At 72.7% G+C, this 18,054-nt stretch carries 21 protein-coding genes; 16 read left to right on the plus strand and 5 right to left on the minus strand.

Features of this window, described 5'->3' with window-relative positions:
• Positions 1–42: 42 nt before the first annotated feature.
• From ACFYZS_RS27670 to ACFYZS_RS27695, 6 genes are all read left to right on the plus strand, one after another.
• A complete protein-coding gene (locus tag ACFYZS_RS27670; RefSeq protein ID WP_389018020.1) occupies positions 43–816 on the plus strand; it encodes a hypothetical protein in 774 nt (257 codons plus the stop codon).
• Entirely contained in the window at positions 813–1,628 is an 816-nt protein-coding gene (locus ACFYZS_RS27675; protein WP_389018023.1) for a hypothetical protein, read from the plus strand. The genes ACFYZS_RS27670 and ACFYZS_RS27675 overlap by 4 nt, the downstream gene beginning before the upstream one ends.
• Positions 1,625–2,551: a hypothetical protein gene (locus ACFYZS_RS27680; protein ID WP_389018025.1), complete on the plus strand. Its 927-nt coding sequence runs from the start codon at positions 1,625–1,627 to the stop codon at positions 2,549–2,551. The genes ACFYZS_RS27675 and ACFYZS_RS27680 overlap by 4 nt, the downstream gene beginning before the upstream one ends.
• 275 nt (positions 2,552–2,826) lie before the next feature.
• On the plus strand, positions 2,827–3,399 hold the full coding sequence (locus ACFYZS_RS27685) for an FABP family protein (RefSeq protein ID WP_389018028.1): 573 nt from the start codon (positions 2,827–2,829) through the stop codon (positions 3,397–3,399).
• Between the two features lie 92 nt (positions 3,400–3,491).
• On the plus strand, positions 3,492–3,947 hold the full coding sequence (locus tag ACFYZS_RS27690) for a Fur family transcriptional regulator (RefSeq protein WP_389018030.1): 456 nt from the start codon (positions 3,492–3,494) through the stop codon (positions 3,945–3,947).
• A gap of 10 nt (positions 3,948–3,957) precedes the next feature.
• Complete coding sequence (locus ACFYZS_RS27695; protein WP_389018033.1) at positions 3,958–4,926, plus strand: YgfZ/GcvT domain-containing protein; 969 nt, start codon at positions 3,958–3,960, stop codon at positions 4,924–4,926.
• Positions 4,927–4,945: 19 nt separating this feature from the next.
• Here the strand turns inward: ACFYZS_RS27695 and dtd are convergent, their stop codons facing one another.
• Positions 4,946–5,371, minus strand: a complete 426-nt coding sequence (gene dtd, locus ACFYZS_RS27700; RefSeq protein ID WP_389018036.1) for a D-aminoacyl-tRNA deacylase — start codon at positions 5,369–5,371, stop codon at positions 4,946–4,948.
• A 162-nt stretch (positions 5,372–5,533) separates the two neighbouring features.
• Between dtd and ACFYZS_RS27705 the strand changes: the two genes are divergently transcribed.
• The 8 genes from ACFYZS_RS27705 (at position 5,534) to ACFYZS_RS27740 (ending at position 10,899) form a co-directional block, all read left to right on the plus strand.
• The gene (locus ACFYZS_RS27705) at positions 5,534–6,169 is read left to right on the plus strand and encodes an AmfC protein (RefSeq protein ID WP_389018039.1); all 636 of its coding nucleotides are present in this window, start codon (positions 5,534–5,536) and stop codon (positions 6,167–6,169) included.
• 83 nt (positions 6,170–6,252) lie between these two features.
• Positions 6,253–7,497, plus strand: coding sequence for a GNAT family N-acetyltransferase (locus tag ACFYZS_RS27710; protein ID WP_389018042.1), 1,245 nt, complete (start codon positions 6,253–6,255; stop codon positions 7,495–7,497).
• 14 nt (positions 7,498–7,511) lie between these two features.
• The gene (locus ACFYZS_RS27715) at positions 7,512–8,282 is read left to right on the plus strand and encodes a putative protein N(5)-glutamine methyltransferase (RefSeq protein ID WP_389018045.1); all 771 of its coding nucleotides are present in this window, start codon (positions 7,512–7,514) and stop codon (positions 8,280–8,282) included.
• Positions 8,283–8,414: 132 nt separating this feature from the next.
• Entirely contained in the window at positions 8,415–8,912 is a 498-nt protein-coding gene (locus ACFYZS_RS27720; protein WP_389018048.1) for a helix-turn-helix transcriptional regulator, read from the plus strand.
• A gap of 10 nt (positions 8,913–8,922) precedes the next feature.
• Positions 8,923–9,342, plus strand: a complete 420-nt coding sequence (locus ACFYZS_RS27725; protein ID WP_389018051.1) for a VOC family protein — start codon at positions 8,923–8,925, stop codon at positions 9,340–9,342.
• A 51-nt stretch (positions 9,343–9,393) separates the two neighbouring features.
• On the plus strand, positions 9,394–9,804 hold the full coding sequence (locus tag ACFYZS_RS27730) for a helix-turn-helix domain-containing protein (RefSeq protein WP_030858640.1): 411 nt from the start codon (positions 9,394–9,396) through the stop codon (positions 9,802–9,804).
• Between the two features lie 26 nt (positions 9,805–9,830).
• Positions 9,831–10,409 (plus strand): hypothetical protein, encoded by a 579-nt coding sequence (locus tag ACFYZS_RS27735; RefSeq protein WP_389018054.1) that lies wholly within the window; start codon positions 9,831–9,833, stop codon positions 10,407–10,409.
• 142 nt (positions 10,410–10,551) lie between these two features.
• The gene (locus tag ACFYZS_RS27740) at positions 10,552–10,899 is read left to right on the plus strand and encodes a DUF2516 family protein (protein ID WP_389018056.1); all 348 of its coding nucleotides are present in this window, start codon (positions 10,552–10,554) and stop codon (positions 10,897–10,899) included.
• Positions 10,900–10,968: 69 nt separating this feature from the next.
• Here ACFYZS_RS27740 and ACFYZS_RS27745 read toward each other — a convergent pair whose 3' ends face one another.
• From ACFYZS_RS27745 to ACFYZS_RS27755, 3 genes are all read right to left on the minus strand, one after another.
• Positions 10,969–12,270, minus strand: a complete 1,302-nt coding sequence (locus tag ACFYZS_RS27745) for a PP2C family protein-serine/threonine phosphatase (RefSeq protein ID WP_389018059.1) — start codon at positions 12,268–12,270, stop codon at positions 10,969–10,971.
• A gap of 234 nt (positions 12,271–12,504) precedes the next feature.
• Positions 12,505–13,566 carry an NlpC/P60 family protein gene (locus ACFYZS_RS27750; protein WP_389018062.1) on the minus strand — a complete coding sequence of 354 codons (1,062 nt, stop codon included), beginning with the start codon at positions 13,564–13,566 and terminating at the stop codon, positions 12,505–12,507.
• A 226-nt stretch (positions 13,567–13,792) separates the two neighbouring features.
• Positions 13,793–14,605, minus strand: a complete 813-nt coding sequence (locus ACFYZS_RS27755; protein WP_389018064.1) for a class I SAM-dependent methyltransferase — start codon at positions 14,603–14,605, stop codon at positions 13,793–13,795.
• A 251-nt stretch (positions 14,606–14,856) separates the two neighbouring features.
• Here ACFYZS_RS27755 and mshA point away from each other — a divergent pair, with 251 nt between their 5' ends.
• Complete coding sequence (mshA, locus tag ACFYZS_RS27760) at positions 14,857–16,239, plus strand: D-inositol-3-phosphate glycosyltransferase (protein ID WP_389018067.1); 1,383 nt, start codon at positions 14,857–14,859, stop codon at positions 16,237–16,239.
• Positions 16,232–16,720, plus strand: a complete 489-nt coding sequence (locus ACFYZS_RS27765) for a YbjN domain-containing protein (RefSeq protein ID WP_389018070.1) — start codon at positions 16,232–16,234, stop codon at positions 16,718–16,720. Before mshA ends, ACFYZS_RS27765 begins: the two co-directional genes overlap by 8 nt.
• Before the next feature lie 25 nt (positions 16,721–16,745).
• On the opposite strand, the gene ACFYZS_RS27770 is transcribed toward ACFYZS_RS27765, so the two are convergent.
• A complete protein-coding gene (locus ACFYZS_RS27770; protein ID WP_389018073.1) occupies positions 16,746–18,029 on the minus strand; it encodes an MDR family MFS transporter in 1,284 nt (427 codons plus the stop codon).
• Between the last annotated feature and the right edge of the window lie 25 nt (positions 18,030–18,054).

Here is an 18,054-nt window from a genome sequence, read left to right on the forward strand (position 1 = left end):
ACGGGTACTCACCCGGTGCCTCATGTCCTGTGGGGGACTTCCTTGGAACACGAACAGACCCTTCCCGAGCAGCCGGAAGGGGAGGAGACCGCAGTCCGCCGTCCGCGCGCCGGCCGCCGTACGGTCCTCCTGATCGCCGGCGCCGCCGTGCTCGGCGTGCTCGCGGGCACGGTCACCGGCTACGCGATCCAGTACGACCGCGAGCCCACGCCCCTGCCGCCGCTGGCGCAGCAGAAGATCGACCAGCCGAAGCCGCAGGCTCCGAACGAGTCGACCAGCACGCGCTCCATCAACGCCAACCGCTGGCACAAGACGGACGACGACCTGACGAAGCTCCTGATCGAGGCCCCCTCCGGGGCGAAGGTCACCTCCTCGGGCTACGAGTCTCCGGACGAGTTCTCCGCGGACTACTACAAGCAGCCCAACCAGGGCCTCGGCTTCCTGCTCCGCAAGGACATCCGGCGGATCGCCAGCCGCCGGTGGTCCGAGGACGACCGGAACTACATCTCGGTGCAGCTGTTCCAGTTCGCCGACCGCGCGGGGGCCGACGCCTACCAGAACGACAAGGACTACCTGGAGAAGAAGGAGTACGCGGGCAACAGGGGCAAGGACCTGCCGGGCGTGCCCGCGGCCTACGGACATCTCTGGATCGACTCCGAAGCCCATGAGAAGCCCGGCTACTACCCGGTCCGTTCGTCCCGGGTCATCGCCCGCCGCGGCGACGTCGTGATGGAGATCGAGTACACGAACAACCGCGGCGCCATCGACGAGAACACGGTCGTCGAGCTGGCCAAGCGGCAGTGGGAGCGCCTGTGAACGACCAGCAGAACGAGGACCCGACCGCCCCGGCGACGGACGGGACCCCGGCCCCGGTGGCGCCGCCGCGCGCGGCGAAGCGCAGGACCGTGGCGCTGGCCGCCGGCGCCGCCGCACTGACCGTGCTCGCGGCGGGCGCCCTCTGGGCGTCCGCTGCGGTCGCCGACGCCGACCGCAGCGCGCCGACCCGGTACTGGCTCGCCGCGGGCCCCACGCCCAGCGCCTCGCCGGAGCCGGTCCCGGCCGTGCCGTCGAACGGGCTCACCGGCAAGCTGATGCCGCTGCCGGTCAACTACAGCCTCGGCCCCGACATGGGCGCGGACGGCAACGACTTCTACGTGTCGGGCGAGCGGGCGATCGAGGCCTTCAAGGACGCGCGCTCCGGGCTCTCCGGCGCGCAGCGGGAGCAGCGGGACAAGGCGCTGGCCGACCTGAAGCTGAAGGGCATGGCCGGACGCAGCTACGGCAAGGACCACCTCGGGCTGGTGGCGGAGGTCCGCCTCACCCAGGCCGATCCGTCGGCGCTCGCCAAGTTCTCGGACGTCACCAAGAAGATCCTCGAACTGGTCGGCGACGACCGCCAGGCGCCGAAGGCGGACGGCTTCCCCGACGCCAAGTGCGCGCTGCAGAAGGTGGGCGACCCGGACGGGAAGGAGAAGGAGGAGATCGACACCATGTACTGCGTGGCGGTCCAGGGCGACGTCCTCGTGGACTTCCGGGCGTACGGGATCCCGCCGTTCTCCGCCACCGAGGTCGTGGAGCTGTTCAAGCAGCAGATGAACCACCTGAAGTCTCCCGGGGAGTCCGTGTGACCGAGCAGAACACCGCCGAGACCGCCCCGGTGGCCCAGACCTCCCCGGTGGCGGACACCGTTCCGGTGGCCGACACCGTGGCCGAGGCCGTCCCGGTGGCCGAGGCCGCCGTACCCGCCGCCGCGCCCAAGGACCGCCGCAAGCTGTTCGCGGCGCTGCGCTGGACGGCCGCCGTCCTCGTCTTCGCCGCCGTCGGCACGGGGGTCACGTACGGGATCGCCCGGCCGGAGCGCACCGACATCCCCGGCCTGTCCACCCGGGACGACGGCCGCTGGACGTACCCGACCCTGGCCAAGCCCGCCCTGCCCGCCGGCGCCCCGCTGGCCAAGGGCCCCGACAACAAGGCCGGGACGCACTACGCGCCGCTCACCGGCCTGCTGCTGCCCGCCCCCGAGGGTGCCAGGCCGGACGAGGGGGTCAAGACGGACAAGGACGGGGCCGTGTCCGTCGACGCCTTCCTGGAGGAGTACGCGCCGGACGGCCGGGCGAAGCTCAAGGAGGGCCTGGAGCACGAGGGGCTGCGCCAGATCGTCGGCCGGGGCTGGACCATGCCCGACGGCACGCGCACGCACGTCTACCTGCTGCGCTTCCACGCCGAGGGCTTCGTGGACGCCTTCCGCGGCTGCACCGTCAACATGCAGCTGGCCGGCGCGCCGGTCCTGGAGATGGACCTGTCCTGGAAGGACGTCAAGGGCAAGCAGCCCAGCCCGGAGCGGCCGATCGCCGGGTACGCCGGCGGCCTCGACGCCCGCCAGGTCAACCTGTACCAGGAGCCCCGGCCGGCGGGCGGCGACGAGCAGACCAGGCTCGGGTGCCTCCAGGCGGGTGACGTCCAGGGCGTGATCATCCAGACGCGGAAGTCCGGCGCGGCCACCGTTCCCTTCCACCAGACGGTGATCCTGCAGAGCCAGCTGCTGGGCTGACACCTGACGGGAAAAGCCGTGCGGCCTACCTCACGGAGTGCGCCGGTCCCCGGGCCAGTAGGCTTGGGGACCGGCCCCGTACACGCCCACATCACTTCGAGGAGCACCCCGTGCTTGAGGCATTCTTCACCTCCCTGCTGGTCCTGGTCTGCGTCGGCGTGCTCGCCTTCACCGGCCTCGCAGTGAAGAAGCTGTACCAGGGCCAGCGCTGATCCTCGGATCGGCCGCCGTCCCGGACCCGGAACCCCTCCCACAGATCGCCTGAGCAGCCACACATGATCCAGATCCCGTCCGACCTGAACCCGGGCCTCGTCCCCCTCGCCTTCCTCCTCGGTACCTGGGAGGGCGCGGGCGTCTTCGACTTCCCCGGTGAAGAGAAGTGCAACTTCGGCCAGGAAGTCGTCTTCAGCCACGACGGCCGGGACTTCCTGGAGTACACCTCCCACAGCTGGGCCCTCGACGCCGAGGGCAACAAGGTGCGGCCGCTGGAGTCCGAGTCCGGCTACTGGCGCATCGACAAGGACCGCAAGGTTGAGGTCGTCATGGTCCGCGACCAGGGCGTCGTCGAGGTCTGGTACGGCGAGCTCGCCGACCAGAAGCCCCAGATCGACCTGGTCACGGACGCCGTCGCCCGGACCGCCGCCTCCGGCCCGTACAGCGGTGGCAAGCGGCTCTACGGCTACGTGAAGAGCGACCTGATGTGGGTCGGCGAGAAGGCCACCCCGGACGTCGAGCTGCGCCCGTACATGTCGGCCCAGCTCAAGAAGGTCGTCACCCCGGAGGAGGTTGCCGAGATGGCGCGCAACCTCCCGGACATGCCGGACGACGGCATCGCCTTCTTCCGCTGAGGCCCGAGCCGGAGCCGAAGCCGGCAGACGGTGCGGGAAAAGGGGATCGCGGGCTCGGCCCGCGGTCCCCTTCGCGCGCTTACACTGGCCGGGTGGGGAGCATCGGAGACACCGAGAGTGCCGACTGGAAGAGCGACCTGCGGCAGCGCGGATACCGGCTGACCCCGCAGCGCCAGCTCGTGCTGGAAGCGGTCGACAGCCTGGAGCACGCGACGCCGGACGAGATCCTCGCCCAGGTACGCAAGACCGCCTCCGGGGTCAACATCTCCACCGTCTACCGCACGCTGGAGCTCCTGGAGGAGCTGAAGCTGGTCTCGCACGCCCACCTCGGGCACGGGGCCCCCACCTACCACCTCGCCGACCGGCACCACCACATCCACCTGGTCTGCCGCGAGTGCACCGACGTGATCGAGGCGGACGTGGACATCGCCGCCGAGTTCACCGCGAAGCTCCGCGCCACCTTCGGTTTCGAGACCGACATGAAGCACTTCGCGATCTTCGGGCTCTGCAAGAAGTGCGCCGCCAAGCACCAGGACGCCCCGTCGTAGGCTTGGTGGCATGACCAGCAGCCCCTTGCTCCATCTCCCCGGCGCCGTACCGGCCGAAGGCCGCGACGAGGGCGTCGCAGCCCACTACGGAGAGCTGTACGGCGAACAGCGCGCGCTCGCCGACGGCCGCGGTTTCGTCGACCTCTCGCACCGCGGAGTCGTCACCGTCACCGGACCGGAACGGCTGAGCTGGCTGCACCTGCTGCTCACCCAGCACCTGACGGAACTCCCGCCCGGGCAGGCCACCGAGGCGCTGATCCTCTCCGCCAACGGCCACATCGAGCACGCGCTCTACCTCGTCGACGACGGCGAGACCGTGTGGGCGCACGTGGAGCCCGGCACCCAGGAGGCGCTCGTCGCCTACCTGGAGTCGATGAAGTTCTTCTACCGCGTCGAAGTCGCCGACCGCACCGCCGACTTCGCCGTCGTCCACCTGCCGGCCGGCTCCATCGCCGAGCTCGCCAAGGAGCACCCCGTACGGGAGACCCCGTACGGCCGCGACGTCTTCCTGCCCCGCGCCGAGCTGGAGGCCTTCGCCGCCGCGCACGGCCCGGCCGCAGGCCTCCTCGCGTACGAGGCCCTGCGCGTCGAGGCGCACCGGCCGCGGCTCGGCCTGGAGACCGACCACCGCACCATCCCGCACGAGCTGGGCTGGATCGGCAGCGCCGTACACCTCCAGAAGGGCTGCTACCGCGGCCAGGAGACGGTGGCGCGCGTCCACAACCTGGGGAAGCCCCCGCGCCGCCTGGTCTTCCTGCACTTGGACGGCTCCGAGGTGCTGCTCCCGGCGCACGGCACGCCGATCCGGCTCGCCGCCGACGGGGAGGAAGGCCGCCAGCTGGGCTTCGTGACCACCGCGGTCCGCCACCACGAGCTCGGCCCGATCGCGCTCGCGCTGGTCAAGCGGAACGTGCCGGTCGACGCCCCGCTGCTGGCCGGCAACACGGCCGCCGCGCAGGAGGTCGTCGTAGCGCCGTGACGGCGGCGCCACGGCACCCCTAGATGTCGATGACGATGGTGAACGGGCCGTGGTTGGTCAGCGAGACGCGCATGTCCGCGCCGAACCGGCCCGTCTCCACCGTCGCCCCCAGCGCGCGCAACTGCGCGACGATCTCGTCGACCAGCGGCTCGGCGACCTCGCCCGGCGCCGCCGCGTTCCAGGTGGGGCGCCGGCCCTTGCGGGCGTCCCCGTAGAGCGTGAACTGCGAGATCACCAGCAGCGGGGCGTTCACGTCGCTGCAGGACTTCTCCGCCTCCAGGATCCGTACGGACCACAGCTTGCGCGCCAGCTGCGCCGCCTTCTCCGGGGTGTCGTCGTGGGTCACCCCCACCAGCACGCACAGCCCCTCGCCGACGATCTCGCCGACGGTCTCGCCGGCCACGACGACGCTCGCGCCGTCCACCCTCTGCACCACTGCTCGCATACCACCTGTGTATCAGGCGTGCACCCATCAGGGGCCGATCGGGTGGAGTGGGACTGCACCTGCACCACGGAGAGTGGCACGATGCACGCAGGCGGTGCTTCCCCCCGGTCCCACGGGCCGGGGGAGACCCCATGCACCGGTCGAGGGGACGGACACGTTCACATGAATACTTCTGGTACCTCCGTACCTGCAACACCCGTACCGGCATCATCCGCGGCCACCGCGACGGGCAGCGCGGTCCGACCACCCGCGCAGCGCACGGGCGGTGAGCAGGCGCCGACCACGCCCGCGACCGCGTCCGCCGCCGGCCCCGCCACCGCGCTCGGGCTGCCGGAGCTGCGTACGCTGCGCCGCGACGCGCAGCGGGACGAGGCCGATCTGAGCTACGTGCGCAGACTCCTCCAGGGCCGCATCGACATCCTGCGGGCCGAACTGGCCCGGCGCAGCGACCCGGAGGCCCCGGTGACCCCGGAGCCGCCGGTGGTGGACCGGCTCTCGGAGATCCTCGCCGACGCGCCCTCCAGCCGCAGCGCCTCCGCCCGGCACGTGACGCTCTGCACCCCGCACAGCGAGGAGTTCCGGCTGCTGGCCGCGGAGATGCTGTCGGACGTGGAGCTGTCGGACCTGGCGGCCCGCACCGACGGCGAACTGCACGACGCGATGGGCCGGTTGGTGGGGTACGAGCAGCAGGTCTCGCGGCGCCGGCAGCAGCTGCAGCGCACGGCGGACGACTGCAGTGCGGAGATCACCCGGCGCTACCGGGAGGGCGAGGCGCAGGTGGACGACCTGTTGGTGTAGCCCGCGGGGGTTGCCCGTCCGGCGTGGTCCGGCGCGGGTAATTCGCGCGACGAGGACCGGAGCGGCGGTTAGCGTGGCCGGTTATGAGTGCTGCCGTCCGGCCCATCGCCGAATCCGAATTCCCCGAATGGCTGCGAGCCGTGAACAGCGGCTTCCTGCGCCCTGAACCCGCCACCGCATCCGAGATCGCCCAGCGGGCCAAGCACACCGACTTCGCCCGCACGCTCGGCGCCTTCGACGAATCCACCGGCCGCTGCGTGGCCACCCTCCGCTCCTTCGCCCAGGAGCTGACCGTCCCGGGCGGGGCGAGCGTGGCCGCGAGCGCCGTCACCAACGTCGCCGTGCTGCCCACGCACCGCCGGCGCGGTCTGCTGACCCGGATGATGGCCGGCGAGCTGGCGGCCGCGCGGGCACGCGGCGACGTCGTGTCCACGCTGATCGCCGCCGAGTACCCGATCTACGGGCGCTACGGGTACGGGCCCGCCGCATCGATCGCCGAGTGGGAGATCGACGTGAGCCGCACCGGGCTCGACCCGCGCTGGTCGGGGCCCGCGGACGGCGGCCGCATCGAGCTGGTGGACGCGGCCGGGGCGCGCGCGATCGGCCCCGGGCTGCACGAGCGGCTGCGGGCGGTCTCGCCCGGCACGGTCGGCCGGAACGCGCGCTGGTGGAACCTGGCCACCGGAGTGGAGGAGATGGCCACCCGCCCCTACAAGGACAAGTTCCACGCCGTGTACCGGACGGCGGAGGGCGAAGCGGCCGGCCTCGCCGTGTACGGGGCGGACGACCACTGGACGGACGGGAAGGTCCCGCTCAACACCGTGCAGGTCAAGGACCTGATCGCGGTCACCCCGGAAGCGCAGCGCGCGCTGTGGCACTTCCTGTGCTCGATCGACTGGGTGCTGAAGGTCCGTACGGGCTACCGCGCCCCCGACGACCTCGTCGCCCGGCTGCTGCCCGACCCGCGCGCGGCCGCGATCGTGACGGCCTCGGACTTCCTGTGGGTGCGCGTGCTGGACGTCGTACGGGCGCTGGGCGCGCGGACGTACGCGGTGCCCGGGGTGCTCGTACTGGAGGTCGCGGACCCGGCCGGTCCGGCCGCCGGGCGCTACCGTCTGGACGCGGGCACGGGGGAGTGCGCGGCCACCGAGGAGCCGGCGGACCTGCGGCTCGACGCGTCGGCGCTGGGCTCCCTGTACCTCGGCGACGAGTCGGCGGTGCGGCTCGGCGCGCTCGGGCGGATCGTGGAGGAGCGGCCGGGGGCGCTGGCGCTCGCGGACGCGGTGTTCCGCACGGCGCGCCGCCCGTGGTGCCCGGACATCTTCTGAGAGAGACGGAATCAGTGACTTCGATTGTGGAAACCCTGCGGGCGGCGGGCTGCGTCTTCGCGGAGGAGGAGGCGGAGCTGCTGACGGCCGCCGCCGAGGACGACGGGCGGCACCTGGCGGACCTGGTGGCCCGCCGGGCCGGCGGTGAACCGCTGGAACACGTCGTGGGCTGGGCCGAGTTCTGCGGGCTGCGCATGCGGGTGGGCGAGGGGGCGTTCGTCCCGCGCCGGCGCACCGAGTTCCTGGTGCAGGAGGCCGTGGCCCTGGGCCGGCCGGACGCCGTCGTCCTGGACCTGTGCTGCGGGGTCGGCGCGCTGGGCGCGGCGGTGGCGGCGCAGCTGGGCCGCCGGGTGGAGCTGCACGCGGCGGACATCGACCCGGCGGCGCTGGCGTACGCGCGGCTGAACGTGGCCCCGTACGGCGGGCGGGTCCACGAGGGCGACCTGTACGCGGCGCTGCCGGACTCGCTGCGCGGGCGGGTGGACCTGCTGCTGGTCAACGCCCCGTACGTGCCGACGGAGGAGATCGGGCTGCTCCCGGCGGAGGCCCGTGACCACGAGCCGCTGACCTCGCTGGACGGCGGCCCGGACGGCCTGGACATCCACCGCCGGGTCGCGGCGGGGGCGCTGCCCTGGCTGGCCCCGGGCGGTCGCCTGCTGATCGAGACGAGTGCCCGCCAGTCCCCCCGTACGGCCTCGGCCCTCGCGGCGGCGGGCCTGGCGGTCCGCGCCGCGACCTCGGAGGAGCTGTACGCGACGCTGGCGATCGGGACGCGCGGGGTCTAGGCGGTGGGGCCGGCCGGTCCGGCGGGCCCGCTCCGGACAACGCGGCGGCGGGGCAAGCGAGTTGGCGGCGGGCTCCCGGCCGGCCGGGGGCACGGGCTCCCGCCGGCGCCGCGCCCGCCTTACGCTGGCAGGGTGACGCTCGATGACCTCAGACGGCTGCGCCGGGCCCGGGACATGATGGACCGCGAGTACGCGCGGCCCCTGGACGTGGCCGAGCTGGCGCGGGTCGCCCTGATGTCGCCGGGGCACTTCTCCCGCAGCTTCCGGGCCGCCTTCGGCGAGACCCCGTACAGCTACCTGATGACCCGCCGCGTCGAGCGGGCGAAGGCGCTGCTGCGGCGGGGGGACCTGAGCGTGACGGAGGTCTGCTTCGAGGTCGGCTGCACCTCGCTGGGCTCGTTCAGCTCCCGCTTCACCGAGCTGGTCGGCGAGAGCCCGAGCGCGTACCGGGCCCGCGGGCACGAGCCGGGCGCGGCCATCCCGGCGTGCGTCGCCAAGATCCTCACGCGGCCGGTCAGGAACGGCCCCGCCACGAGCGGGCCGGCGGAGAGCGGGCCGGTCGAGAGCGGGCCGGCCGAGAGCGGAGGGGCGCGGAGCGGCCCGGAAGCGGAATCCGCCGCCCGCGCTTAGCGTCGTTCGCATGGAAATCAAGCTGTCCCAGTGCTTCATCGCGGTCGACGACCACGACAAGGCGCTGGCCTTCTACCGCGACGCCCTCGGCCTCGAGGTGCGCAACGACGTGGCGTTCGAGGGGATGCGCTGGGTGACCGTCGGCTCGCCGGCGCAGCCGGACGTCGAGATCGTCCTCGAACCGCCGGCCGCGAATCCGAACGCCGCGCCCGCCGACCGGCAGGCGATGGCCGAACTGCTCGCCAAGGGCATGCTGCGCGGCGTGATCTTCTCCACCGACGACGTGGACGCCGCCTTCGAACGCATCCGGGCGGCGGGCGGCGAGGTCCTCCAGGAGCCGGCCGACCAGCCGTACGGCGTCCGCGACTGCGCCTTCCGCGACCCGGCCGGCAACATGCTCCGCTTCAACCAGCCCCGCCCGCGTGGGTGATTTTGCAAGCAGCTGCTTGCAATAGTTAGCAAGGTGCGGCAGGATCGGGGCATGGCATCGCTCAACGTCGGAAATCTCGGCGAATACCTCCGCGAGCAGCGGCGGCAGGCCCAGCTCTCGCTGCGGCAGCTGGCCGACGCGGCGGGGGTGTCGAATCCGTACCTGAGCCAGATCGAGCGCGGGCTGCGCAAGCCGAGCGCGGACATCCTGCAGCAGCTCGCCAAGGCGCTGCGGATCTCCGCGGAGACGCTGTACGTGCAGGCCGGGATCCTCGACGAGCGCGATCGCGACGAGGTCGAGACGCGGGCCGTCATACTCGGCGACCCGTCCATCAACGAGCGGCAGAAGCAGGTGCTGCTCCAGATCTACGACTCGTTCCGCAAGGAGAACGCGGCCGAGGCCGACCCGGCCGATCCGTCCGACCCGCCCGGCGGGGACGACGCGATGCACCCTACGAACTGAACTGTGATCCGGGAGGACCAGCCACCATGGCCATCGCCGATGACCTGAAGAAGACCCTCACCGACCCGACGCCGCTCTACTTCGCCGCCGGCACCGCCGACCTCGCGGTGCAGCAGGCCAAGAAGGTGCCCGGGCTCATCGAGCAGCTGCGCGCCGAGGCCCCCGCGCGCATCGAGGCCGTGAAGAACACCGACCCGAAGATCGTGCAGGAGAAGGCGCGCGAGGCGCAGGAGGCCGTCGCCGCCAAGTTCGCCGACGTGCTGACCGCGATCGACCCGAAGAAGCTCGGGGAGACCGCGCAGGACCTGGCGCTGCGCGGGGTCGGCGTGGCCGCCGAGTACGCGGTGCGCGCCAAGGAGACGTACGACAAGGTCGCCGAGCACGGCGAGCAGGCCGTGCGGACCTGGCGCGGCGAGGTCTCCGAGGAGATCGTCGACATCGCGGTCGCCGTCGAGCCGAAGCAGGAGCAGGTGCCGGCGCAGGAGCAGCCGGAAGAGCCCGCGGCCGCCGACGCCTCGGCCGAGGAGAAGCCCGCCGCCCGGCGCAACGCGGCCCGCAAGAACAACGTGAAGAAGGCCGCCGTCGTCTCCGGCGACGAGGGCTGAATCCCGGACGGGAATCGAATGGCGTGACGGCGGGCCGGGCACCAGTGGGGTGTCCGGCCCGTTGTTGTTCGGGAGGACCGCTCTGCCGGTAGCGTGGAGGCAGGCGGCATCAGGCGTGCGAGCGTGAGAAGGCGGTCAGGCGATGTTGATGAACGGGTTCGATAACGGAGTGCTTCCGTTGCTCGGGTTCGCCATGCTGGCACTCGCCGTCGTGGCCTTCGTCCTCGCGCTGCTGGCCCGCGAGGACGCGTACCGTGCCGCCGACAAGCAGACCAAGACGTTCTGGCTGGTCATCCTCGGGGTCACCGTGCTGGTGGACTTCTTCCTGGGGATGCTGTTCCTGGAGATCGCCGGTCTCGTGGCCACCATCGTGTTCTTCGTCGACGTGCGCCCGGCCCTCAAGCAGGTCTCGGGCGGCGGGCGGGGCGGCCGGCGCAGCGGCGGGAGCAGCAGCGACGGTCCGTACGGCCCGTACAACGGCGGGCGCTGAGCCTCCGGGCCCCCTGGGGGGCGTCGTCAAAGTCCCTTCTGGCCGGCGGGGCTACTTTGACGACACCCCCTAGGACTCGTTGCGCGAGAGCAGCACCACGGCCACGTCGTCGGTGAGCTCGCCGCCGTTGAGGCGGCGGGCCTCGGTGACGGAGGCCTCCAGCAGGCCCTCACCGCTCAGGCCGCGGTCGAGGTGCCGGTTGATCATCTCGACCATCCCGTCCTGCCCCAGCCGCTCCTTGCCCTCGCCGATGCGGCCCTCGATCAGCCCGTCGGTGTAGAGCATCAGGCTCCAGGTGCCGCCCAGCTCCACCTGGCGGCGCGGCCAGCGGGCCTTGGGCAGCAGGCCGAGCGCCGGGCCGCTGTTCTCGTACGGGAGGAGCTGCGCGCGGCGGCCCGGCCGGGATATCAGCGGGGCCGGATGGCCGGCCAGGCACAGGCCGGCGCGGCGGCCGTCGGGGGAGATGTCCACCGTGCACAGGGTCGCGAAGATCTCGTCGCCGGGGCGCTCCACCTCCAGGACCTCCTGGAGGGTCGACAGCAGGTCGTCGCCGCACAGGCCGGCCAGGGTCAGGGCGCGCCAGGCGATCCGGAGTTCGACGCCGAGGGCCGCCTCGTCGGGGCCGTGGCCGCAGACGTCGCCGATCATGGCGTGGACGGTGCCGTCGGGGGTGCGGACGGTGTCGTAGAAGTCCCCGCCGAGGAGGGCGCGGCTGCGGCCGGGGCGGTAGCGGGCGGCGAACCGGAGGTCGGAGCCTTCGAGGAGGGGGTTGGGGAGCAGGCCCCGCTCCAGGCGGGCGTTCTCCTGGGCCCGCAGTTTCGATTCTGCGAGCTTGTACTGGGCGATGTCCGCCCGTTTTCTCTCCACCGCGTAGCGGATCGCCCGGCTGAGCAGCCGGCCGTCGAGCTCGTCGCGGAAGAGGAAGTCCTGTGCGCCGACCCGTACGGCCTCGGCGGCGCGCTCGGCGTCGGCCTCGGCGGTGAGGACGAGCACGGCGTGGCGGGGCGCGATCCGGAGCACCTCGCGCAGGGTGTCCAGCTGGTCGACGACGGCGGTGCGCGAGCCGCCCGCCGTCGTGGATCCGGCGGCGGGGAGGGAGAGGTCGAGCAGGATGCAGTGCACGTCGGGGGTGAGCAGGCGTGCGGCCTCGGTGAGGTTGCGGGCGGTGCGGAGCCGGATGCGGTGCCGGTCGGCGTCGAGGATCTCGGGCACGGTCAGCCCGCCCGCGGGGTCGTCCTCGATCACCAGCAGGGTGAGGGACGCCTGGGGTGCGGTGGCGTGCGCGGCGGTGGCGTGTGCGGCCGTCGGCGGGGTTGCCTGAGCGCTCTCGGTGGCGGGGGTGTCCCTCTGCCGCGGTACGGGTACGGCCATCGTCTCCGGTTCCTTCCCTCCCCCCGAGGGTGCGTCCGGCAGACCCTAGCGGGCGGTGGCCTGGGAGCGGAATGGCGTTCTGCGCCAGGGCCGCAGGCATATGCCGTTATCGCGGGGGAAAGTCCGCCTCACTGAGTACCCACTGAATGAGAAACGTCACGGCGACGGCGATCGCCGTCCCGCCCACCGAGACGTCGTCCGGCCCTGCGGGGTTCCCTCACCTCGGGGCCGCGGTCACGCGTCGGGGCGGACCACTGCCTTGATCGGCATCGAGCCGGCGCCGGCCAGGGTGACGTTGCGGCCCGGGCGGGGGGCGTGGATCATCGCGCCGTCGCCCACGTACATGCCGACGTGGCTCGCGTCGTCGAAGTAGATGATCAGGTCGCCCGGCCGCATGTCCTTGATCGCGACCTTCGGCAGCAGCCGCAGCTGCTCCTGCGACGTGCGCGGGATGCCCTTGCCGGCCGCCCGCCAGGCCTGCGAGGTGAGGCCGGAGCAGTCGAACGAGGACGGGCCCTCGGCGCCCCACTCGTACGGCTTGCCCATCTGCGCCGTGGCGTACTGGACCGCCTTCTTCCCGGACTCCGACGCCGAGCTGTTGATCTCCTTCAGCACGCCGGTCGACAGCCAGGCGGTCTGCGCCTTGTACTGCGCTTCCTGCTCCAGCTGGATCAGCCGGGCCTTCTCCTCGGCCTGCAGCTTGCTCTCCAGCGACTCCGCCGACTTGATCTTCTCCTCGATCTGCTTCTTCGAGGTCTCCTGCTTGATCCGGTTGGCTTCGAGCTTCTCCCACTGCGCGCTCGCGTCCCGCGCGTACTGCTGCAAGTCGCTCTGCGTGCGGTTCATTTCGGAGAGCAGGTCCGTGGTCGCCTTCTCGCCCTGGCGGATGCGGTCCGCCCCGTCGAGGAACTGGCTGGGGCTGTTGCTCAGGGCCAGTTGCGCGCCGGCCGGCATCCCGCCCGAGCGGTACTGGGCGCGCGCGGCGGCCCCCGCGCGGTTCTTCAGGGCCGTGATCCGGTCCTGGCCGGCCACCACCTGCTTGGCGATCTCGACGATCTTGGCGGACTGCGCCTTGGTCTCGCTCTCCGCGAGGTTGTACGCGTCCGTCGCCGTGCCCGCCTGGCGGTACAGCTCGTCGATCTCCTTGCGCACCTGCTCAAGGGACTTGGCGCCGGGCTCGGGCATCGGCGTCGCCTGGGCCGTGCCCGTCATGGCCGACACCGCCAGCAGCGCCGTCGCACACAGCAGGGTGAGAGCGGACGCACCCCTCCATCGCCTGCGCTCCACGGTCCCCATGGTCCCCCCAAGGTGCCCCGAGTCGGATCCGGTATCAGATCTGACTATTCATCAGTAACTTTGCCCTGCCTTCGGGATGGTGCCACGAGTGGGTGAATTCCAACACCCTCACGGATGTCATCCCGATCTTGGCTCCGGTCGTGGATCCGGCCCCGCCCAGTCCCCCACACCCATCCCCGACGACTCAACGGGCCACCCCGGCGACCGGTTCCCCGCCGCGCCACATTCACCCCGCCGGGCGCAACGCCTCCCAGCGCACGGTCAGTTCCCCCTGCCGCCACCGCACCGGCCCGTCCGCCAGCGGCCAGTCCGCGGCCAGCGCCCGCGCCGTCCGGATCCAGCGCTGCCGTGCCCCGTACGAGGCGTACGGGGCGGCCGCCGCCCACGCCCGGTCGAAGTCGCGCAGGAACGCGTGCACCGGTTCCCCCGGAACGTTGCGGTGGATGAGTGCCTTCGGCAGCCGCTCCGCCAGGTCCGAGGGGCGCTCCAGAGAGCCCAGCCGGGTCGCGAACGTCACCGTGCGCGCCCCCTCGGGCCCGAGCGCCACCCACACGTGGCGCCGCCCGATCTCGTCGCAGGTCCCCTCGACGAGCAGCCCGTCCGGGGCCAGCCGCGCGCACAGCCGCTCCCACACCGCCGCCACCTGCTCCTCGTCGTACTGGCGCAGTACGTTCGCCGCACGGATTAGCGTCGGCCGGGCCCCGCCCTCCAGCGGAACCTCGAACCCGCCGTGCCGGAAGCTCAGCCCCTCCCGCTCGTACGGCTTCGCCCCCGCGACCCGCGCCGGCTCGATCTCGATGCCGACCACCCGCACCCGCGGCGCCGCCTCCCGCAGCCGGGCCAGCAGCTCCACCGCCGTCCACGGCGCGGCCCCGTACCCGAGGTCCACCGCGACGGGGGCCTCGGAGCGCCGCAGCACCGGCCCGTGCGTGGCCGCGATCCAGCGGTCCATCCGGCGCAGCCGGTTCGGATTCGTCGTCCCGCGCGTCACCGTGCCCACGGGGCGGCGCGGGGGCGGGGCGGCGGAGCGGGAGGACATGCGCCGAGCGTATGCGGAGCGCGCCCACCTGACGGAATCCGCCCCCCGGACGGGCCCCGGGCGCAAACGCCGGGGAAAAATGCTCGCTCCCCCGGAATGCGGGACGCGGCCATCCGGGTTGCACTCCTTGAAGGGCGCCCCGCGCGCTCCTTCCGTCATGCCCTGTCCGTGTCCGTCCGCGCCCCGCCGGTGGTCCCGTCCCTCCCACCGCGCGCCGTCCGAGTGTCGTCCGAGCGAGAGGAACTGCTCCCTTGAGCCAGTACGTGTCCCGCCTCGGCGGCAGCCTCGGCGGCCGCATCGCCGCCGCCCGCGGCACCCGCCACGATCCGCCGCGGCTGCGCCTGCCGGCCGTCGGCCACCACCGCAAGCCGCGCCGCGTGGCCATGCTCAGCGTGCACACCTCACCGCTGCACCAGCCCGGCACCGGCGACGCCGGCGGCATGAACGTGTACATCGTGGAGCTGGCCAAGCGCCTCGCCGCGATCAACATCGAGGTCGAGATCTTCACCCGCGCCACCGAGGGCGGCCTGCCGTCCGCGGTCGAGCTGGCCCCCGGGGTCCTCGTACGGCACGTGGACGCGGGCCCGTACGAGGGCCTCGCCAAGGAGGAGCTCCCGGCCCAGCTGTGCGCCTTCACCCACGGCGTCATGCAGGCCTGGGCCGGCCACCGGCCCGGCTACTACGACCTCGTCCACTCCCACTACTGGCTCTCCGGCCACGTGGGCTGGCTCGCCGCCGAACGCTGGGGCGTCCCCCTCGTGCACGCCATGCACACCATGGCCAAGGTCAAGAACGCCGCGCTCGCCGAGGGCGACACGCCCGAGCCCGCCGCCCGCGTCATCGGCGAGACCCAGATCGTGGCCGCCGCCGACCGGCTCATCGCGAACACCACGGAAGAGGCCGACGAGCTCGTCCGCCACTACGAGGCCGACCCCGGCAAGGTGGCCGTCGTCCACCCCGGCGTGAACCTCGACCGGTTCACCGTCGGCGACGGCCGGGCCGCCGCCCGCGCCCGCCTCGGCCTGCCGCAGGACGCCGTCATCCCGCTCTTCGCGGGCCGCATCCAGCCGCTCAAGGCCCCCGACATCCTGCTGCGCGCCGTCGCCGAGCTCGTCGACCGCGACCCGACGCTGCGCCGGCGCCTCTTCGTCCCCGTCGTCGGGGGGCCCAGCGGCAGCGGGCTGGCCAAGCCGGAGGGGCTCCAGAAGCTGGCCGCGAAGCTCGGCATCGCCGACATCGTCCACTTCCACCCGCCGGTCCGCCAGGACGCCCTCGCCGACTGGTTCCGGGCGGCGTCGGTGCTGGTCATGCCCTCGTACAGCGAGTCCTTCGGGCTCGTCGCGATCGAGGCGCAGGCCACCGGCACCCCGGTGCTGGCCGCCGCGGTCGGCGGGCTGCCCGTCGCCGTCAACGACGGGGTGACGGGGATCCTCGTACCCGGGCACGACCCGGTGGACTACGCGCGCGAGCTGCGTCGCTTCGTGGACGAGCCGGGGCTCGCGGACCGGATGGGCGCCGAGGCCGCCCGGCACGCCCAGTTCTTCGGCTGGGACACGGCGGCGAGCGGCACGGCGGACGTCTACACCGCGGCGATGCATGATCACCGCCGTCGCGTACGCTCCCACCATGGCTGACACCGCCGCGATCATCGAGAGCACGCTGACCGAGGCCGGACTGGGCTGGGAGAGCCCCGAGCCCGGCTCGTACGTCGTCCAGCTCCCCGGCACGCGCAAGCTGTCCACCACCTGCTCGCTCCGGGTCGGCCGGCACTCGCTGTCCGTCAACGCGTTCGTGATCCGCCACCCGGACGAGAACGAGGCGGGCGTCCACCGCTGGCTGCTGGAGCGCAACCTCAAGCTGTACGGGATGGCCTACGCGGTCGACGCGCTCGGCGACGTCTACCTGACGGCCCGGCTCCCGCTCTCCGTCGTCACCCCGGAGGACCTGGACCGGCTGCTCGGCACGGTCCTGGAGGCGGCGGACGGTGCGTTCAACACGCTGCTGGAACTGGGCTTCGCGAGCGCGATCCGGCGCGAGTACGAGTGGCGGGTCTCGCGCGGCGAGCCGACGCGCAACCTGGACGCCTTCAAGCACCTGACGCGGCCGGCGTCCTGAGCGAGGCCCGGGCCCGGGCCCAGGCCTAGGCCTCGGCGGCGGCCGGGGTCGGGACCAGGGCCGGGGCGGCCGGAGCCGACGCCGAGACCACCGGCGCGGGCTCGCTCTCGGCCAGTCTCCGCATCAGCAGCCAGTACCCCAGCGCCGCCACCGTGCCCAGCACGGCCACGGACGCCCAGAGCCAGCCCGCCCCCCACCGGTCGATCATGAAGCCGGCCATCAGCGGCGCCACCAGCGCCGCCACCGCCCAGGACATCGTGTACATGCCCTGGTAGCGGCCGCGCCCGTGCAGCGGGGAGAGCCGGGCGACCAGGCCCATCTGGGTCGGGGAGTTGACGATCTCGGCCAGCGTCCACACGCACACCGTCAGCCCCATGCTCCACACCGACCCGGCGAAGGCCGTCAGTCCGAACCCGTACCCGGCCAGCAGCGCCGAGACCACCAGCAGCTTCTGCGGGTCGCCCTTCTCGATGAAGCGGGTGACCGGGAGCTGCAGCAGCACGATCAGCACCCCGTTGACCGCGATGACCAGCCCGTAGTCCCCGGCGGAGAACCCGCCCGCGCCCATGGCCAGCGGCAGTCCGAACGAGCCCTGCGTGAAGATCAGCGAGATCAGGAACGACAGCCCGACCACGCCCATGAAGCGTCCGTCCCGCAGCACCGTCCCGAGCCCGATCTCCGGCTCGGCGGCCGCCTCCTCGGCGGCGGTCCGCTCCGGCCGCGACTCGGGCAGCTTCACGTACACGAGCACCGCGCAGACCAGCGTCAGCGCCGCCTCGCCGAGGAACCCGGCCAGGTAGCTGTACTCGGCGACGAAGCCCGCCGCCGTCGCCGAGACGGCGAAGCCGAGGTTGATCGCCCAGTAGTTCAGCGCGAAGGCCCGGACCCGGTCCTCCGGCCGGACGATGTCCGCCATCATCGCCTGCACCGCCGGGCGCGAGGCGTTCGAGGTCATGCCGACCAGCAGCGCCACCGCCGCGATCGCCGCCGGGTGCTCCATGAAGCCGAGCAGCGCCACCGAGAACGCCGTCGAGGCCTGGGCCGCCAGCAGCGTGGGGCGCCGGCCGAGGCGGTCGGTCATCACGCCCGCGCCGAGCGAGGAGACGACCCCGCCGAGCCCGTGCAAGGCCACCACGAGTCCCGCGAAGGAGGCCGAATAGCCGCGGTCCACGGTCAGGTACAAGGTCATGAAGGTGGCGACGAAGGCCCCGAGCCTGTTCACCAGGGTGCTGGTCCACAGCCACCAGAACTCGCGGGGGAGGCCGGCCACGCTCTCGCGTGCCGCACGTCTGAGACTGTCAGCGGACATGACGGATTCCCCCCGGTAATGTAAG

This window comes from Streptomyces sp. NPDC001903 (genome assembly GCF_042891345.1).
Classification (GTDB): Bacteria; Actinomycetota; Actinomycetes; order Streptomycetales; family Streptomycetaceae; genus Streptomyces.

What these genes read in the sequence shown, in the direction of transcription:
- ACFYZS_RS27755 (WP_389018064.1), bottom strand. Translation starts at nt 14,605, where the DNA reads ATGTCCTCCCGCTCCGCCGCCCCGCCCCCGCGCCGCCCCGTGGGCACG.
- ACFYZS_RS27750 (WP_389018062.1), bottom strand. Translation starts at nt 13,566, where the DNA reads ATGGGGACCGTGGAGCGCAGGCGATGGAGGGGTGCGTCCGCTCTCACC.
- ACFYZS_RS27710 (WP_389018042.1), top strand. Translation starts at nt 6,253, where the DNA reads ATGAGTGCTGCCGTCCGGCCCATCGCCGAATCCGAATTCCCCGAATGG.
- ACFYZS_RS27740 (WP_389018056.1), top strand. Translation starts at nt 10,552, where the DNA reads ATGTTGATGAACGGGTTCGATAACGGAGTGCTTCCGTTGCTCGGGTTC.
- dtd (WP_389018036.1), bottom strand. Translation starts at nt 5,371, where the DNA reads ATGCGAGCAGTGGTGCAGAGGGTGGACGGCGCGAGCGTCGTCGTGGCC.
- ACFYZS_RS27770 (WP_389018073.1), bottom strand. Translation starts at nt 18,029, where the DNA reads ATGTCCGCTGACAGTCTCAGACGTGCGGCACGCGAGAGCGTGGCCGGC.
- ACFYZS_RS27765 (WP_389018070.1), top strand. Translation starts at nt 16,232, where the DNA reads ATGGCTGACACCGCCGCGATCATCGAGAGCACGCTGACCGAGGCCGGA.
- ACFYZS_RS27730 (WP_030858640.1), top strand. Translation starts at nt 9,394, where the DNA reads ATGGCATCGCTCAACGTCGGAAATCTCGGCGAATACCTCCGCGAGCAG.
- ACFYZS_RS27695 (WP_389018033.1), top strand. Translation starts at nt 3,958, where the DNA reads ATGACCAGCAGCCCCTTGCTCCATCTCCCCGGCGCCGTACCGGCCGAA.
- ACFYZS_RS27685 (WP_389018028.1), top strand. Translation starts at nt 2,827, where the DNA reads ATGATCCAGATCCCGTCCGACCTGAACCCGGGCCTCGTCCCCCTCGCC.
- ACFYZS_RS27725 (WP_389018051.1), top strand. Translation starts at nt 8,923, where the DNA reads ATGGAAATCAAGCTGTCCCAGTGCTTCATCGCGGTCGACGACCACGAC.
- ACFYZS_RS27745 (WP_389018059.1), bottom strand. Translation starts at nt 12,270, where the DNA reads ATGGCCGTACCCGTACCGCGGCAGAGGGACACCCCCGCCACCGAGAGC.
- ACFYZS_RS27705 (WP_389018039.1), top strand. Translation starts at nt 5,534, where the DNA reads ATGAATACTTCTGGTACCTCCGTACCTGCAACACCCGTACCGGCATCA.
- ACFYZS_RS27735 (WP_389018054.1), top strand. Translation starts at nt 9,831, where the DNA reads ATGGCCATCGCCGATGACCTGAAGAAGACCCTCACCGACCCGACGCCG.